The organism is Arthrobacter sp. MDT2-16, from assembly GCF_054510925.1.
This window is the reverse complement of record NZ_JBTNDP010000003.1, coordinates 201,962-215,350: the sequence shown is the minus strand read 5'-3', so window position 1 is coordinate 215,350 and position 13,389 is coordinate 201,962. Positions and strand designations below refer to the sequence as shown.

Here is a 13,389-nt window from a genome sequence, read left to right as displayed (position 1 = left end):
CTGTCAAAAGATGCTTCCCGAACGTTATCGATGGAGGGGGGAGCCATCGGAACTGCCGAGTGCTTTACTGAAAGGGTGCTCACTCCCTCGTCGATACGGGCTTCCACCAGCGACGCTGGACCTCCCCGGCGGCCCTCCGCCGTCGCCGGGTCAGGCGCGAGTGAGATCTTCCAGGTGCTCCGGGACGGGAGGCCCCGCACCCGGGCGGAACTGGCGGAGCTCACCGGCCTCGCCCGGTCCACCGTCGCGGTGCGGATCGACGCGCTCATGTCGTTGGGGTTCGTGGCGCCCTTCGGCGGCGCGGCATCCACGGGCGGGCGTCCGCCGTCGTTGTTCGCCCTGAATCCGGGGGCCCGGGTGGTGATCGGTGCGGACCTCGGTGCCACGCACGCGATCGTGATCCTCGCGGACCTCTCCGGGAAGGAGCTGGGACGCGAACAGCAGCAGATGAGCATCGGCGACGGCCCCGAGGCCGTCCTGGGCTGGCTGGCGACGGCCATCACGGGGCTCCTCGAGCGGGACGGCCGCACGGCGGGCGAGCTCGCCGCCGTCGGCATCGGCCTGCCGGGACCTGTCGAACACGACACGGGGCGCCCGATCAACCCGCCGATCATGCCCGGCTGGGACCGGTTCGACGTCCCTGGCCTGATCCAGCGCGACTTCCCCGTCCCCGTCCTCGTGGACAACGACGTGAACATCATGGCGCTGGGCGAGCTGAACGCGAGCTGGCCCGGGGTGGAGGACCTCATGTTCATCAAGGTCGCCACGGGGATCGGAGCGGGGATCATCCTGGGCGGAGTCCTGCAGCGCGGAGCGCAGGGCACAGCCGGCGACCTCGGCCATGTGCGAGTGCCCCGGGGCGGGGAGACCGTCTGCCGCTGCGGGAACGTGGGGTGCCTGGAGGCGATCGCCGGCGGTCCCGCCCTGGCCGCGGCGCTGAGCGGGCCCGGCGGGAGGGCCCTGTCCGGCAGCCAGGACGTCGTCGAGCTCGTGCGCTCCGGCGACGTCCTGGCACTCCAGGCGGTGCGGCAGGCCGGCCGGGACATCGGCGACGTCCTCGCGACCTGCGTCAACCTCGTCAATCCGTCGGTGATCGTGGTCGGCGGGGCGCTGGCGCAGGCGGGGGAGCACCTCCTCGCGGGCGTCCGCGAGGTCGTGTACACGCGCTCGCTGCCCCTGGCCACCGAGCACCTGCGCATCGTCCCCTCGGTCACGGGGCAGAACGCCGGTGTGGCCGGGGCAGCCGTGCTCGCCATCTCGCACGTGCTCTCGCCCGAGGCGATCGACGCCGCGAGCGCGCGCCTGGTCGGTTGACCGCCCGGCGCCCTGCGCCCGGCGTCCCTGGGTCCCTGGGTCCGGGTCCTACGACGACGGGAGCGGGTGCGGCCGGACCGGCCCGGGCCGTGTCCGACGCCGTCGGGCCGTGTCCGACGCCGTCGGGCCCGTCGATAGACTGGCCGCATGACCGCCGAGACCTCCGCGCAGACCACCGACCGCTCCCGGCTCCTGGAGCTCATCAAGGAACTCGCCGTGGTGCACGAGCGCGTCACCCTCTCCAGCGGCGTCGAGGCCGACTACTACATCGACCTCCGCCGCATCACGCTCCACCACGAGGCCTCGGTCCTCGTGGGCCGCGTCATGCTGCAGCTGCTCGACGACGCCGGGATCGCCTTCGAGGCGGCCGGCGGCCTCACGATGGGCGCAGACCCGGTGGGGACCGCCGTGATGCACGCCGCCGCGCAGGCCGGCCGTCCGATCGACGCGTTCGTGGTGCGCAAGACCCAGAAGACGCACGGCATGGGTCGTCAGGTCGAGGGGCCCGAGGTCTCCGGGCGCCCCGTCGTCGTGCTCGAGGACACCTCGACCACGGGCGGCTCCGCGCTCACCGCCGTCGAGGGCGTGCGCCGGGCAGGGGGCGACGTGCGGGCAGTCGCGGTGATCGTGGACCGCAGCACGGGATCGAAGGAGCGCATCGAGACCGAAGCCGGAGTGCCGTATCTCTTCGCGTTCGGCAAGGACGAACTCGGCCTCGCCTGATCGCGGGGCGGGTCGGCGCGAGGATCGGTACGTGACGAACGAGGACGCCGCGGCGGTGCAGCGGGCGTGGGACTTCCGGAAGTCCTCGCGGCGGTCCTTCCTGATCGGCTCGGCGGCGGCCGCGCTGGTGACCACGGATCTGGCATGCACGCGGTTCATCCAGTCCCAGCGGAACCGCACGCGGATCCTGCCGCTCGACGACGAGTCCGCGCGCGCCCGGTTCCCCGACGACCGCTGGATCCTCTTCCCCGGGTACAAGACCAGCTGGGAGGAGGGGCTCTGGATCTTCGGTTCCCTGCAACCCGTGCTGTCCAGGCGGGCTCAGTCGGCCGTCATGGGCTACTCCAACCGGGGCCTGGACATCGACAACGTCGTGGCCACGATGTACCGGTACGTGGAGAACTTCCGCCTCCGCAAGCTCTACTTCTACGGGCACAGTTTCGGCGGGATGGTGGCCGTGGAGGTCGCCGCCCGGCTGCGTACCCGGGGGATCCCCGTGGAGCTGATCCTGCTCGACTCCTCACCGTCCAGCAGGTTCGACGTCCGGGACAAGCGCATGTTCGAGGGGGTGGTGCGCCTCTACGAGGCGGGGGTGGGGGTGCCCATCAGCCTGCGTGGGACCTACGAACTGGGCGAGCGGATCGCCCACAAGAACGAGCGGACCTGGAGCCAGATCGTGGACCAGACGCTCGAGCAGGTCTCCCCGCTGGCGCCCAGCAGCAGACTCATCCAGTCGCAGTCCTCGTACATCTACCATTTCGACGTCCTCCCGTTCCGGGGGTCCCTCGGCGACACGAAGGTGGTCTTCGTGGGGAACCCGCACGACCGCGTCGTGGACTACGCGACGGCCCGCGCCGGCTGGGCGCGGGAGCTGCCCCTCAACGTGGTGTCGGTGGATCACGTGACGGAGGGTGCGTTGCCCGCGCACGCCAGCCCGCAGTGGAACCCGGGTGTCTACCAGGACATCGTCGCCGCCGTCCAGCGCAGGTACGTCCCCTTCCCGCGCGGCGGCGGCGTGCAGCGCGCCGTCGTGGCCGGCGGTGCGCCCGACGGCGGGCCGGCCCAGGTCTGACCGGCCCGAATCCGACCGGCCCGAGGCCGACCGGTCAGACCTGGTCGATCAGGTCCGCCACGGAGTTGCACGTCTGCGCCGGCCGGAACGGATAGGCGTCGATGTCCTCGGGCTGCGTGATACCGCTGAGCACGAGGACCGTGTGCAGCCCGGCTTCCATGCCCGCGATGATGTCCGTGTCCATGCGGTCGCCGATCATCGCCGTCGTCTCGGAGTGCGCGTCGATCCGGTTCATGGCCGAGCGGAACATCATGGGATTCGGCTTGCCCACGATGTACGGAACCCGGCTGGTCGCCGCCGTGATCATGGCCGCGATCGCGCCCGTCGCCGGCAGCGGCCCCTCCTTCGACGGACCGGTCACGTCGGGGTTCGTAGCGATGAACCGGGCGCCCTCCAGGATCAGGCGGACGGCTTTCGTGATCGCCTCGAACGAGTACGTGCGGGTCTCGCCGAGCACCACGTAGTCGGGGTTCGTGTCCGTGAGGACGAACCCCGCCTCGTGCAGCGCCGTCGTGAGTCCAGCCTCACCGATCACGTAGGCCCTGCCGCCCGGCAACTGGTCGCTCAGGAACTGCGCCGTGGCCAGCGCGGAGGTCCAGAGGTTCTCCTCGGGGATCTCCAGTCCCGAGGCCTTCAGGCGCGCGGCAAGATCGCGTGGCGTGTAGATGGAGTTGTTGGTCAGGACCAGGAACCGCTTGGAGGTGGTGACCCACCGCTCGATCAGCTCGGCGGCGCCGGGGATGGCGTGGTTCTCGTGCACCAGTACGCCGTCCATGTCGGTGAGCCAGCACTCGATGTGTTCGTTCTCGCGCATGGGTGTCCTTCCAGGGGAGTTGACCGTCCGCCGCCAGTCTCCCACCTCCTGTGCCGTCTACGCTTGAACGGTGAACCAATCCCTCCCGAACTCCGGCTCCCCCCTGCCCGTCCCCGAGGGGCCGCCTGTCGGCGTCGGACCCTGGGAGGGCGAGTGGCCCGACGGCGACCACTGGGACCGCGAGCTGCTGGCGGCCGGTGACACCCGGAACGTCACCGACGGCTACCGGTACTGGACGCACGAGGCGATCGTGGCGGACCTCGACGAGCGGCGGCACGGCTTCCACGTCGCCATCGAGAACTGGCAGCACGACCTCAACATCGGGTCCGTGGTGCGCACGGCCAACGCGTTCCTCGCCAAGGAGGTCCACATCATCGGACGACGGCGGTGGAACCGGCGCGGCGCCATGGTCACGGACCGCTACCAGCACGTCCGCCACCACCCCACGGTCGCCGACTTCACGGCCTGGGCGGACGCCGAGGGGCTGGCGGTGATCGGGATCGACAACTTCCCCGACTCGGTGCCGCTGGAGACATACGACCTGCCCGAGAAGTGCGTGCTCGTGTTCGGGCAGGAGGGGCCCGGTCTTTCCCCCGAGGTGCACGAGGCCGCCGAGGCCACGCTCTCGATCGCGCAGTTCGGGTCCACGCGCTCCATCAACGCCTCCGCGGCGGCCGCGATCGCCATGCACGGCTGGATCCGCCAGCACGTGTTCGGCCAGCACGTGTTCGGCCAGCACGTCTGACGGGTCCCGGCGTGGTCGCACCCGCCGTTCCACCGTGGCCCTGCCCGGCGTCCGGCCGCCGTCCCTCCTGCGCCCGGCAGGCCTGCTCGCTAGGATGATGCAAGCACTTCCCACCACTAAGGAGTCCTCAGCATGCCTATTGCAACCCCTGATGTTTACGCCGAGATGATCGACCGCGCGAAGGCGGGCGGCTTCGCATTCCCGGCCGTGAACGTGACTTCCTCCCAGACCCTCAACGCGGCGATGCGCGGTTTCGCCGAGGCCGGTTCCGACGGGATCGTGCAGGTCTCCACGGGCGGCGCAGCCTACTGGTCGGGCGCGAGCGTCAAGGACATGGTTGCCGGTTCGCTGGGCTTCGCCGCGTTCGCGAAGGAGGTCGCGAAGAAGTACGACGTCAACATCGCGCTGCACACCGACCACTGCCCCAAGGACAAGCTCGACGACTTCGTGCTGCCGCTGCTCGCCGCGTCCGAGGACGCCGTGAAGAACGGCCGTGACCCCGTCTTCAACTCGCACATGTGGGACGGCTCCGCCGAGACCCTCGAGGAGAACCTGCGGATCGCCCGTGAGATCCTGCCCCGCGCCGCAGCCGCCAAGATCATCCTCGAGGTCGAGATCGGCACCGTGGGCGGCGAGGAGGACGGCGTGGAGAACGCCATCAACGACAAGCTCTACACCACGGTCGAGGATGCCCTCGCGACCATCGACGCCCTCGGCGCCGGCGAGCACGGCCGCTACATCACCGCGCTCACCTTCGGCAACGTCCACGGCGTGTACAAGCCCGGGGGTGTGAAGCTCCGCCCCGAGATCCTCAAGGACATCCAGGACCAGGTGGGCCAGAAGATCGGCAAGGACAAGCCCTTCGACCTCGTGTTCCACGGCGGTTCCGGCTCCTCCGAGCAGGAGATCGCCGACGCCGTCTCCTACGGCGTCATCAAGATGAACATCGACACGGACACCCAGTACGCGTTCACGCGCCCCGTCGCCGACCACATGCTGCGCAACTACGACGGCGTCCTGAAGGTCGACGGCGAGGTGGGCAACAAGAAGACCTACGACCCCCGCGTGTGGGGCGCCTCGGCCGAAGCCGGCCTCGCCGCCCGCGTCGTCGAGGCCGCCGCGTCCCTCGGGTCCGCCGGAAAGAAGCTCTAGCCCGATGTCCGACGAGTTCCGGAAGAACCTGCTGGGCCCCGAGCCCACCCTCCTGCCCGAGGAGCCCGACGTCGTCGACCGCCTCGCGGCCGGTGACGAGGCCGTGGACCTCGCGGCGAAACACCCGACGTCGTCGCTCGTCTGGGCGATCCTGGCGGACGAGGCGTACGCCGAGGGCCGGACCATCGAGTCCTACGCCTACGCCCGCACCGGCTACCACCGCGGCCTCGATGCGCTCCGTCGCAGCGGGTGGCGCGGCGCCGGTCCCATCCCGTACTCGCACGAGCCCAACCGCGGCTTCCTCCGCGCGCTCTACGCACTCGGCCGCGCCGCCGCGTCGATCGGCGAGATCGAGGAAGCGGAGCGGATCGCCGTGTTCCTCAGGGAGTCGGACCCCGAGGCGAGTGCGCAGCTCGCGGGCTGACCCACTCCCTGGCCGCCGCGGCGTGCGCCGCTCCGGCGGAGGGAGAGCAGAGATGACGGGATCCGCTCCGGTGGGCCCGTCATCTCTGCTCTCTGCGCCCGGCGTCCCACTACTCGACTACGGGGTCCGGTACTCGGCTGCGCTGCCATAAACGAGTAGTCCCCATTCTTGTGCCGATGTGACCAACGCGACCAGAGTTAAAAGCTCCACAGACGGTGGTGAGGCGAACGGAAGTGGGGCTGGAATGTCCACGAACATCAATGCGGGGCAGTTGTACACGGTGGCGGAAGTTGCGGCCATGATGAGGGTCTCGAAGATGACCGTCTACCGGATGGTGCAGTCGGGCACCATCCAGAGCATCCGGTTCGGGCGATCCTACCGCGTGCCACAGAGCGCAGTGCGGGACTACCTCGAGGCGGCCAACCGCGGATCGGACTACTCGATCTGATCGCTGCACGCGGGCCCCGGACGTCCGCGGGGCCCGCTGCAGGGATGGCCGGCACCTCCGAACGAAGGCGATGCCGCACGCCCATTCAGGGCGGGTCGATACCGTTTTCCTTGAAGCATGTGTTGATTAACGATAGCTTTGTGCTGAGAATCAGCAGAAGGAGCTGTCATGGGAAAATCTACCGTCCTCGCCCTGCGGATCGTGCTGTGCATGATGTTCGCGGGCTCCGTCTTCATCCAGGTGGTCATGGTGCCACTTCTGGGGGTCGACCTGGAGCAGGCCGACCCCGACGTGGCGCTCATCCGCACGCCGCTGGTGGTGCTCACCGTGCTGACGATCCTCGCCCTGCAGGTCGCGATGGTCTGCGTCTGGGGACTGCTGACCATGGTGCGGCAGGGGACGGTCTTCTCGGGTGCGGCCTTCCGGCTGGTGAACATCGTGATCGGGGCGTTCACCGCAGCCAGCCTGCTGACCTTCGGGCTGGGCGTCGCGCTGGCTCCGGGCGAGGCCGTGGCGCCGGGAGTGGTGCTGCTGATCGGCGGCATGGCCGTGTGCATCGCGGCCGTGGCGCTGATCGTGCTGGTGCTCAGGGCGCTGCTGGTGCAGGCGGTGGACCGGGACGCCGAGGCCCGTCAGCTGCGCACCGAGCTGGACGAGGTGATCTGATGCCGATCGTGGTGCGGATCGACGTCGAACTGGCGAAGCGGAAGATGAGCGTGGGGGAGTTCGCGGAGCGGGTGGGGCTGACGCCCGCCAATGTGGCGGTCCTCAAGAACGGCCGCGCCAAGGCCGTCCGCTTCAGCACTCTCGAGGCCATGTGCAGGGTCCTCCGCTGCCAGCCCGGTGACCTGCTGGAATGGACCGACGACGACGACGACGACGACGACGACGGTGACGACGCCGTGCAGACCGGTGCTGCAGAGGTCGCCGGTCCTGGGGCCGGACCGGGTGCTCCAGCGCCGGTCGACGGGGCGTCGGTCGGCGGTGGTGCTGCCCGGCGCTCCGGGGGCGGCAGGTGAAGGGCCTCGCCCGGTTCTTTCCCGCGTCCCCGGCACCCGGTACCGCCGGGGACGCGGGTCTCTTCGGCCCGCACTCGACCGCCTGGCGCATCGCCCGCGAACGGTTGATCGTGGCCGGGGGGCCGGCGGCGCTCCTGCTGCAGGTGGCGCACCCGCTCGTGGCCGAGGGGGTGCGTGCCCACAGCGGATTCGCCGACGACCCCCTGCGCCGCCTGCGCGGCACCCTCGACGCCGTCCTGACCGTCACCTTCGGCGACCGCACGCAGGTGCAGGCGGCCGCCGGGTACGTGGAGCGCAGGCACCGTCCCGTCCGGGGAACCCTCCCCGTCGAGGGCGGCGGGATCCCTGCGGGCACGCCCTACAGCGCGACCGACCCGGACCTGACGCTGTGGGTGTTCTCGACGCTCGTCTGGACGGCGCTGGAGGTCACGGACGCCTTCCACCGGCCGGCGCCCGCCGAGGAACGGGATGCCTACTACCGGGACATGAGGCGGCTCGCCCGCCTCTTCGCCGTCCCGGACGAGGTCCTGCCGGAGGACTACGCAGCGCTCGACAGGTACGTGGCCCGCCAGGTCCGCACCACGCTCGACGTCGGTGCCGCCGCGAAGCAGATCGCCCGGCAGGTCCTCGCCCCGGAGCCGCCGCTCGTACCCCGGCCGCTCCGGTCCGTTCCCGCCGTCCTGGCGGCGGGCGTCCTGCCACCCGTCCTGCGCGACGCCTACGGACTGCCGTGGAGGCGGCGCGAGCGCGCGGTGTTCGCCGTCGTCCGCCGGGCCGCGCGCCTCGCCGTGCCCCTGCTGCCCGCCCGCATCCGCTACTGGCCGCACTACCTCGTGGCGCGGGACCGGATGCGCGCCGAATCCTGACGGCCCGCCGGGCGAGACCGGTGCGGCGTCGTGCACGCCTTCTGAAGCACCGGTCGTCGGGGAGAGGCGTGTCGCCCCCTGGCACACGGTGTCGGGGCGGGAGCGCGTGCACGAAGCCTCGGGCACGGCGTCGGTCGGCCGGAGGCGCCCGCCTACTGCTCCGGACGGCGGATCGTCGTGGTCACCGCGACCAGCTGCGGACGTGGCGGGGCCGAGCTGAAGCCGAACCGGACCGGCGGGCTCACCGGCGCCAGGGTGCCGAGGTCCACCCCGCGCCAGGTCGCCGTCGCACCGCTGATGGCGCGGGCGGAGGTGGCGCCGTAGTACTCGGTGCGCCCGTGCCCGGCCGAGCCGGCCGTCGCCACGCCCTTCACGAGCCGTGACGCCACCGGATTGACGAGCGCCAGCCAGCGGGGATGCGTGGCCAGGCCGGTGGGGACCAGGCCCAGCAACCGCCCGAGGAGGGTGACACCGCCGATCCCGGCCCGTACGTGCAGCTCCCCGGCCTCCACCACGAGCCGGTCGCTCGTGAGGGTGGACGTGACCGGGGTGAGCACCACGTCGTCGAACGTGTAGGTGGCCCGGACGTAGTCGGCGATCTCCTGGCCGGGGGCGAGCAGCATCCGCCGGCCCGCGGCGTCCTCCAGCATCACGTCGGTGAAGGACCCGAACGGCGAGGTGTCCCAGCGGCCGATCACCAGCCGCGTCCCCGACGTGGTCCCGATCCCGGCGATGTGTCCTTCGAAGCGGTCCATGACCCCATTCTGCACGGGCCGAGCGGGCGCCGTGGGGGTCGGTGCCGGCCCCCGTGCCGGTCACGCCCGGCGTTTTTCGGCGCCGGCAGGGCGGCTCGGCTAAACTCGGACGGTAAGAGCCCCAGTGGGCGCACTTCCCGTGCGGCCGGTTGGGGCGTTCTGATGCACGGCGTGCCTGCCGCGGTTGCGCGGCGAGGACCCGTACCGAATGGGGGAGGATCCCATGCCAGCAATCGTCATCGTCGGAGCCCAATGGGGCGACGAGGGTAAGGGCAAGGCCACCGACCTGCTGGGCGGCCGGGTCGACTACGTCGTGAAGCCCAACGGCGGCAACAACGCCGGGCACACCGTCGTCGTCAACGGCGAGAAGTACGAGCTGAAGCTCCTCCCCGCCGGCATCCTCAGCCCCAACGCCGTCCCGATCATCGGCAACGGCTGCGTCATCAACCTCGAGGCGCTCTTCGAGGAGATCGACGGACTCGAGGCGCGCGGAGCCGACACCTCCAAGCTGCGCGTGTCCGCGAACGCCCACCTCGTGGCGCCCTACCACCAGGTGCTGGACAAGGTCACCGAGCGCTTCCTCGGCAAGCGCGCCATCGGCACCACGGGCCGCGGCATCGGTCCCGCGTACATGGACAAGGTGGCCCGTCTCGGCCTGCGCGTGCAGGACGTGTTCGACGAGTCCATCCTCCGCCAGAAGGTCGAGGGCTCCCTCAAGCAGAAGAACGAACTGCTCGTGAAGGTCTACAACCGGCGCGACGTCCAGGTCGAGGAGGTGGTGGAGTACTTCCTGTCCTTCGCCGAACGCCTCAAGCCCCTCGTCATCGACTCCACCTTCGTGCTCAACGAGGCGCTCGACGCCGGCAAGGTGGTCCTCATGGAGGGCGGCCAGGCCACGTTCCTCGACGTGGACCACGGCACCTACCCGTTCGTGACGTCGTCGAACCCCACCGCGGGCGGCGCGTCCGTGGGCTCGGGCATCGGCCCCACCCGCATCTCCCGCTCGATCGGCATCATCAAGGCGTACACCACGCGCGTGGGCGCCGGACCGTTCCCCACGGAACTGTTCGACGACATGGGCCTGTACCTGCAGAAGACCGGCGGCGAGTACGGCGTCAACACCGGCCGCCCGCGCCGCTGCGGCTGGTACGACGCCGTCCTGGCGCGCCACGCCTCACGCGTCAACGGCTTCACCGACTACTTCGTCACCAAGCTCGACGTCCTCACGGGGATCGAGAGCATCCCGGTGTGCGTGGCGTACGACGTCGACGGCGTGCGGTACGACGAGATGCCCATGACGCAGACCGACTTCCACCACGCCAAGCCGATCTTCGAGTACTTCGACGGCTGGACCGAGGACATCACCGGGGCCAGGACCATCGAGGACCTGCCGGACAACGCGCAGACCTACGTGCGGGCGCTCGAGAAGCTGTCCGGCACGCGGTTCTCCGCCATCGGCGTGGGCCCGGACCGCGACCAGACCATCGTGGTCAACGACCTGATCGGCGGCTGACACCGCCTGTCGTCGGCTGTGCGGGGGTCCTGGGGCTACCAGCCCCAGGTTCCCGCGCCGCCCTTGAACGGCCCGACGATCGCCCCGGTGACCCACCCTCCGTAGAAGTCGCCCTCCTGCGCCTGCACCGTCTCGCCGTCGACCGTGCAGCGCTCCATCCGCGAGGGATAGATCGCGGCGCGCGAGGCCAGGTCCTCGTACCCCCGCACCGGGGAGGGGTAGGTCCATGCGCCGCGCGGACTCCGGGCACTGCCGGCGACGACGTCGAAATAGCTCGCGGCGCCCTTGAACTCGCAGTGCGTGGTGCCCTCGACCGGGACCAGGACGCCCGGCGCGAAGTCGGCGAGCGGCAGGTAGTAGACCGGCGGGTGGCTCGTCTCGAGCACCCGCACCGCGCTGTCCGTGGAGACGATCACCTGCCCGCCGAACCGCACCTCGATCACCATCGTAATCCGCTCCACCCGCGGTGGCCTCGGGTAGTCCCACACGGACTCCTGGCCCGGCCCGGGCGGCGTCCGCCTGCTCTGCATCGGGTTCCTCATGGGAGAAAGGCTACCCGGGCGTGCCCGACGGGGAGTCTGTACGCTGGACGCAAGGCACGGCACACACGTGAGGGCGGGAACATGTTGGTCAGCGTTGGTCAGTTCCGGCCGGGTGGGGACACCCCGGCCAACCTGGCGGTCATGCGGGAGCTCGCCGCCACCGCCCGCTCCGAGGGATCGGAGCTGATCGTCTTCCCCGAGGAGTCGATGCTCGCGATCGGCGAGGTCGAGGGTTCGCTGCAGCAGGCCGTGGAGGCCACCTGGACCTCCTTCGTCCAGCAGCTGTCCTTCATCGCCGCCGAGTACTCCCTCGGGATCGTCGCGGGCGGGTACGAGCCCAGCGGTGAGCAGCGACCCTTCAACACCCTCGTCCTCATCGACGCGACCGGCCGGATCGTCGACACGTACCGCAAACTCCACCTCTACGACGCCTTCAGCTACCAGGAGTCCACCCGCATCAAGCCGGGCGACGGCGGGATCACGGTCGCCGAGATCGGCGACGTGCGGGTGGGACTCATGACGTGCTACGACATCCGGTTCCCGGAGCAGGCACGCGCGCTCGCGGACGCCGGGGCGGACCTCCTCTGCGTGCCGGCGTCCTGGTTCAAGGGCGATCACAAGATCGAGCACTGGGAGACGCTGCTGAAGGCCCGGGCCATCGAGAACACCCTGTGGGTGGCTGCCGCCGGGACCTCCAGCGACCACACGATCGGCCATTCGGCCATCTTCGACCCGATGGGGATCCCGCAGGTGCACCTCGAGGAGGAGGAGCGCGGCGTCGTGACCACGCAGGTCTCCCGCCGCAGGGTCGACGACGTCCGGGAGTTCCTGCCGGTGCTGCGGAACCGGCGCTTCACCCGGAATGACACCATTGTCGACGCCCACTGAGGCCGCGGGTCCGGTCGTCGGTACCGCCGGGAGGCGTGACCGGCCCGCCGAGACCGCGCGCGCCGCCAATATCCGGGACGTGGCACGCCGGGCGGGCGTCTCCCACCAGACCGTCTCCCGCGTGATCAACGGTCATCCGAGCCTCCGGCCCGAGACGCGCGACCGCGTGCTGGCGGCCATGGACGAGCTCAGCTTCCGTCCCAACCGCGCCGCCCGAGCCCTCGTGACCAGCCGGTCCACCACCATCGGCGTCCTCGTGAGCAAGGGCTTCGAGTACGGGCCCGCCGCCAGCCTGCAGGCCATCGACAGCGCCACGCGCGAGGCGGGCTATGCCGTCGACGTCGCGCACCTCGACGACGCCGAGGGCGGGTCGATCCGCGCAGCCCTGGACCGTCTCCTGGCCCACAACGTGGACGGCCTGATCATCCTGGCCCCGCAGACGCAGACCTTCGCGGAGATCGAGCGCCTCTCCATCTCCCTGCCGTTCGTGACGGTCCACTCGGCGCGGGCCCACGACGACCACCGACTGTCCGTGGACCAGTCGGGCGGGGCCGCGCTCGCGACCCGCCACCTGCTGCAGCTCGGCCACCGGAGGATCGCGCACATCGCCGGACCCGAGGGCTGGTTCGAGACGGAGGCACGCATACGGGGGTACCGCGGCGAGCTCGAGGCCTGGGGGCAGGAACCGCAGGCCCTGCTGTCCGGCGACTGGACGGCGGAGTCGGGGTACCGCGCGGGGCTCGCCCTGGCGGCCGATCCGGGCGTCACCGCGGTGTTCTCCTCGAACGACCAGATGGCGCTCGGGATGCTCCATGCGTTCCGCGAGCAGGGGCGCCGGGTGCCGGAGGACGTCAGCGTGGTGGGGTTCGACGACGTCCCGGAGGCCGCGCACTACTGGCCGCCGCTGACCACCGTCCGGCAGGACTTCCCGGAACTGGGCCGGCGCTGTGTGGCGAGGCTGCTCGGCCTGATCGGCGAGGAGGGGGCCGGTAACCTCTCGATCGCCGCGCCCGACGTCGTCCCGGAACTCGTGGTCCGGGCCTCCACGGTCGCTCGGACCTGATGCCGGCCCGCCCTGCGCATTGACACATCACACCGCCGCACGCCTACACTG

General features: G+C 70.7%; 15 protein-coding genes and 1 pseudogene. 13 read left to right on the top strand and 3 right to left on the bottom strand.

Going from position 1 to position 13,389, the window contains the following annotated elements:
* The first annotated feature begins 75 nt into the window (after positions 1 to 75).
* The 3 genes from ACX80N_RS07595 (at position 76) to ACX80N_RS07585 (ending at position 3,109) form a co-directional block, all read left to right on the top strand.
* Positions 76 to 1,314, top strand: a complete 1,239-nt coding sequence (locus ACX80N_RS07595; protein ID WP_420808241.1) for an ROK family transcriptional regulator — start codon at positions 76 to 78, stop codon at positions 1,312 to 1,314.
* Between the two features lie 147 nt (positions 1,315 to 1,461).
* Positions 1,462 to 2,037, top strand: a complete 576-nt coding sequence (gene pyrE / locus ACX80N_RS07590; protein WP_105032484.1) for an orotate phosphoribosyltransferase — start codon at positions 1,462 to 1,464, stop codon at positions 2,035 to 2,037.
* A 31-nt stretch (positions 2,038 to 2,068) separates the two neighbouring features.
* Complete coding sequence (locus ACX80N_RS07585) at positions 2,069 to 3,109, top strand: alpha/beta fold hydrolase (protein ID WP_459338896.1); 1,041 nt, start codon at positions 2,069 to 2,071, stop codon at positions 3,107 to 3,109.
* A 34-nt stretch (positions 3,110 to 3,143) separates the two neighbouring features.
* Here the strand turns inward: ACX80N_RS07585 and ACX80N_RS07580 are convergent, their stop codons facing one another.
* Positions 3,144 to 3,923: an HAD-IIA family hydrolase gene (locus ACX80N_RS07580; RefSeq protein WP_459338895.1), complete on the bottom strand. Its 780-nt coding sequence runs from the start codon at positions 3,921 to 3,923 to the stop codon at positions 3,144 to 3,146.
* A 70-nt stretch (positions 3,924 to 3,993) separates the two neighbouring features.
* Here ACX80N_RS07580 and ACX80N_RS07575 point away from each other — a divergent pair, with 70 nt between their 5' ends.
* The 7 genes and pseudogenes from ACX80N_RS07575 (at position 3,994) to ACX80N_RS07545 (ending at position 8,577) form a co-directional block, all read left to right on the top strand.
* On the top strand, positions 3,994 to 4,668 hold the full coding sequence (locus tag ACX80N_RS07575; RefSeq protein WP_459338894.1) for a TrmH family RNA methyltransferase: 675 nt from the start codon (positions 3,994 to 3,996) through the stop codon (positions 4,666 to 4,668).
* A 132-nt stretch (positions 4,669 to 4,800) separates the two neighbouring features.
* On the top strand, positions 4,801 to 5,820 hold the full coding sequence (gene fbaA / locus ACX80N_RS07570) for a class II fructose-bisphosphate aldolase (RefSeq protein ID WP_105032488.1): 1,020 nt from the start codon (positions 4,801 to 4,803) through the stop codon (positions 5,818 to 5,820).
* 4 nt (positions 5,821 to 5,824) lie between these two features.
* Complete coding sequence (locus ACX80N_RS07565) at positions 5,825 to 6,244, top strand: DUF3151 domain-containing protein (RefSeq protein ID WP_104048786.1); 420 nt, start codon at positions 5,825 to 5,827, stop codon at positions 6,242 to 6,244.
* A gap of 244 nt (positions 6,245 to 6,488) precedes the next feature.
* Positions 6,489 to 6,692 carry a helix-turn-helix domain-containing protein gene (locus ACX80N_RS07560; protein WP_105032489.1) on the top strand — a complete coding sequence of 68 codons (204 nt, stop codon included), beginning with the start codon at positions 6,489 to 6,491 and terminating at the stop codon, positions 6,690 to 6,692.
* Positions 6,693 to 6,860: 168 nt separating this feature from the next.
* Complete coding sequence (locus tag ACX80N_RS07555) at positions 6,861 to 7,358, top strand: DUF2975 domain-containing protein (RefSeq protein ID WP_459338893.1); 498 nt, start codon at positions 6,861 to 6,863, stop codon at positions 7,356 to 7,358.
* Positions 7,358 to 7,576, top strand: a pseudogene (locus ACX80N_RS07550) (helix-turn-helix domain-containing protein); the annotation flags it as partial. The gene ACX80N_RS07555 and the pseudogene ACX80N_RS07550, both read left to right, overlap by 1 nt.
* Positions 7,577 to 7,707: 131 nt before the next feature.
* Positions 7,708 to 8,577 carry an oxygenase MpaB family protein gene (locus ACX80N_RS07545; RefSeq protein ID WP_459338892.1) on the top strand — a complete coding sequence of 290 codons (870 nt, stop codon included), beginning with the start codon at positions 7,708 to 7,710 and terminating at the stop codon, positions 8,575 to 8,577.
* A gap of 152 nt (positions 8,578 to 8,729) precedes the next feature.
* On the opposite strand, the gene ACX80N_RS07540 is transcribed toward ACX80N_RS07545, so the two are convergent.
* A complete protein-coding gene (locus ACX80N_RS07540) occupies positions 8,730 to 9,332 on the bottom strand; it encodes a hypothetical protein (protein WP_459338891.1) in 603 nt (200 codons plus the stop codon).
* 223 nt (positions 9,333 to 9,555) lie between these two features.
* Between ACX80N_RS07540 and ACX80N_RS07535 the strand changes: the two genes are divergently transcribed.
* Positions 9,556 to 10,845, top strand: a complete 1,290-nt coding sequence (locus ACX80N_RS07535; protein WP_105032682.1) for an adenylosuccinate synthase — start codon at positions 9,556 to 9,558, stop codon at positions 10,843 to 10,845.
* A gap of 35 nt (positions 10,846 to 10,880) precedes the next feature.
* Here the strand turns inward: ACX80N_RS07535 and ACX80N_RS07530 are convergent, their stop codons facing one another.
* Entirely contained in the window at positions 10,881 to 11,387 is a 507-nt protein-coding gene (locus ACX80N_RS07530; RefSeq protein ID WP_459338890.1) for a DUF427 domain-containing protein, read from the bottom strand.
* Between the two features lie 81 nt (positions 11,388 to 11,468).
* Here ACX80N_RS07530 and ACX80N_RS07525 point away from each other — a divergent pair, with 81 nt between their 5' ends.
* Together ACX80N_RS07525 and ACX80N_RS07520 are read left to right on the top strand one after the other, a co-directional pair.
* Positions 11,469 to 12,275, top strand: coding sequence for a carbon-nitrogen hydrolase family protein (locus ACX80N_RS07525; RefSeq protein WP_459338889.1), 807 nt, complete (start codon positions 11,469 to 11,471; stop codon positions 12,273 to 12,275).
* A gap of 70 nt (positions 12,276 to 12,345) precedes the next feature.
* Entirely contained in the window at positions 12,346 to 13,338 is a 993-nt protein-coding gene (locus ACX80N_RS07520; protein ID WP_240615205.1) for a LacI family DNA-binding transcriptional regulator, read from the top strand.
* Positions 13,339 to 13,389: the final 51 nt, after the last annotated feature.

What these genes read in the sequence shown, in the direction of transcription:
- pyrE (WP_105032484.1), top strand. Translation starts at nt 1,462, where the DNA reads ATGACCGCCGAGACCTCCGCGCAGACCACCGACCGCTCCCGGCTCCTG.
- ACX80N_RS07580 (WP_459338895.1), bottom strand. Translation starts at nt 3,923, where the DNA reads ATGCGCGAGAACGAACACATCGAGTGCTGGCTCACCGACATGGACGGC.
- fbaA (WP_105032488.1), top strand. Translation starts at nt 4,801, where the DNA reads ATGCCTATTGCAACCCCTGATGTTTACGCCGAGATGATCGACCGCGCG.
- ACX80N_RS07565 (WP_104048786.1), top strand. Translation starts at nt 5,825, where the DNA reads ATGTCCGACGAGTTCCGGAAGAACCTGCTGGGCCCCGAGCCCACCCTC.
- ACX80N_RS07560 (WP_105032489.1), top strand. Translation starts at nt 6,489, where the DNA reads ATGTCCACGAACATCAATGCGGGGCAGTTGTACACGGTGGCGGAAGTT.
- ACX80N_RS07555 (WP_459338893.1), top strand. Translation starts at nt 6,861, where the DNA reads ATGGGAAAATCTACCGTCCTCGCCCTGCGGATCGTGCTGTGCATGATG.
- ACX80N_RS07540 (WP_459338891.1), bottom strand. Translation starts at nt 9,332, where the DNA reads ATGGACCGCTTCGAAGGACACATCGCCGGGATCGGGACCACGTCGGGG.
- ACX80N_RS07535 (WP_105032682.1), top strand. Translation starts at nt 9,556, where the DNA reads ATGCCAGCAATCGTCATCGTCGGAGCCCAATGGGGCGACGAGGGTAAG.
- ACX80N_RS07530 (WP_459338890.1), bottom strand. Translation starts at nt 11,387, where the DNA reads ATGAGGAACCCGATGCAGAGCAGGCGGACGCCGCCCGGGCCGGGCCAG.
- ACX80N_RS07525 (WP_459338889.1), top strand. Translation starts at nt 11,469, where the DNA reads ATGTTGGTCAGCGTTGGTCAGTTCCGGCCGGGTGGGGACACCCCGGCC.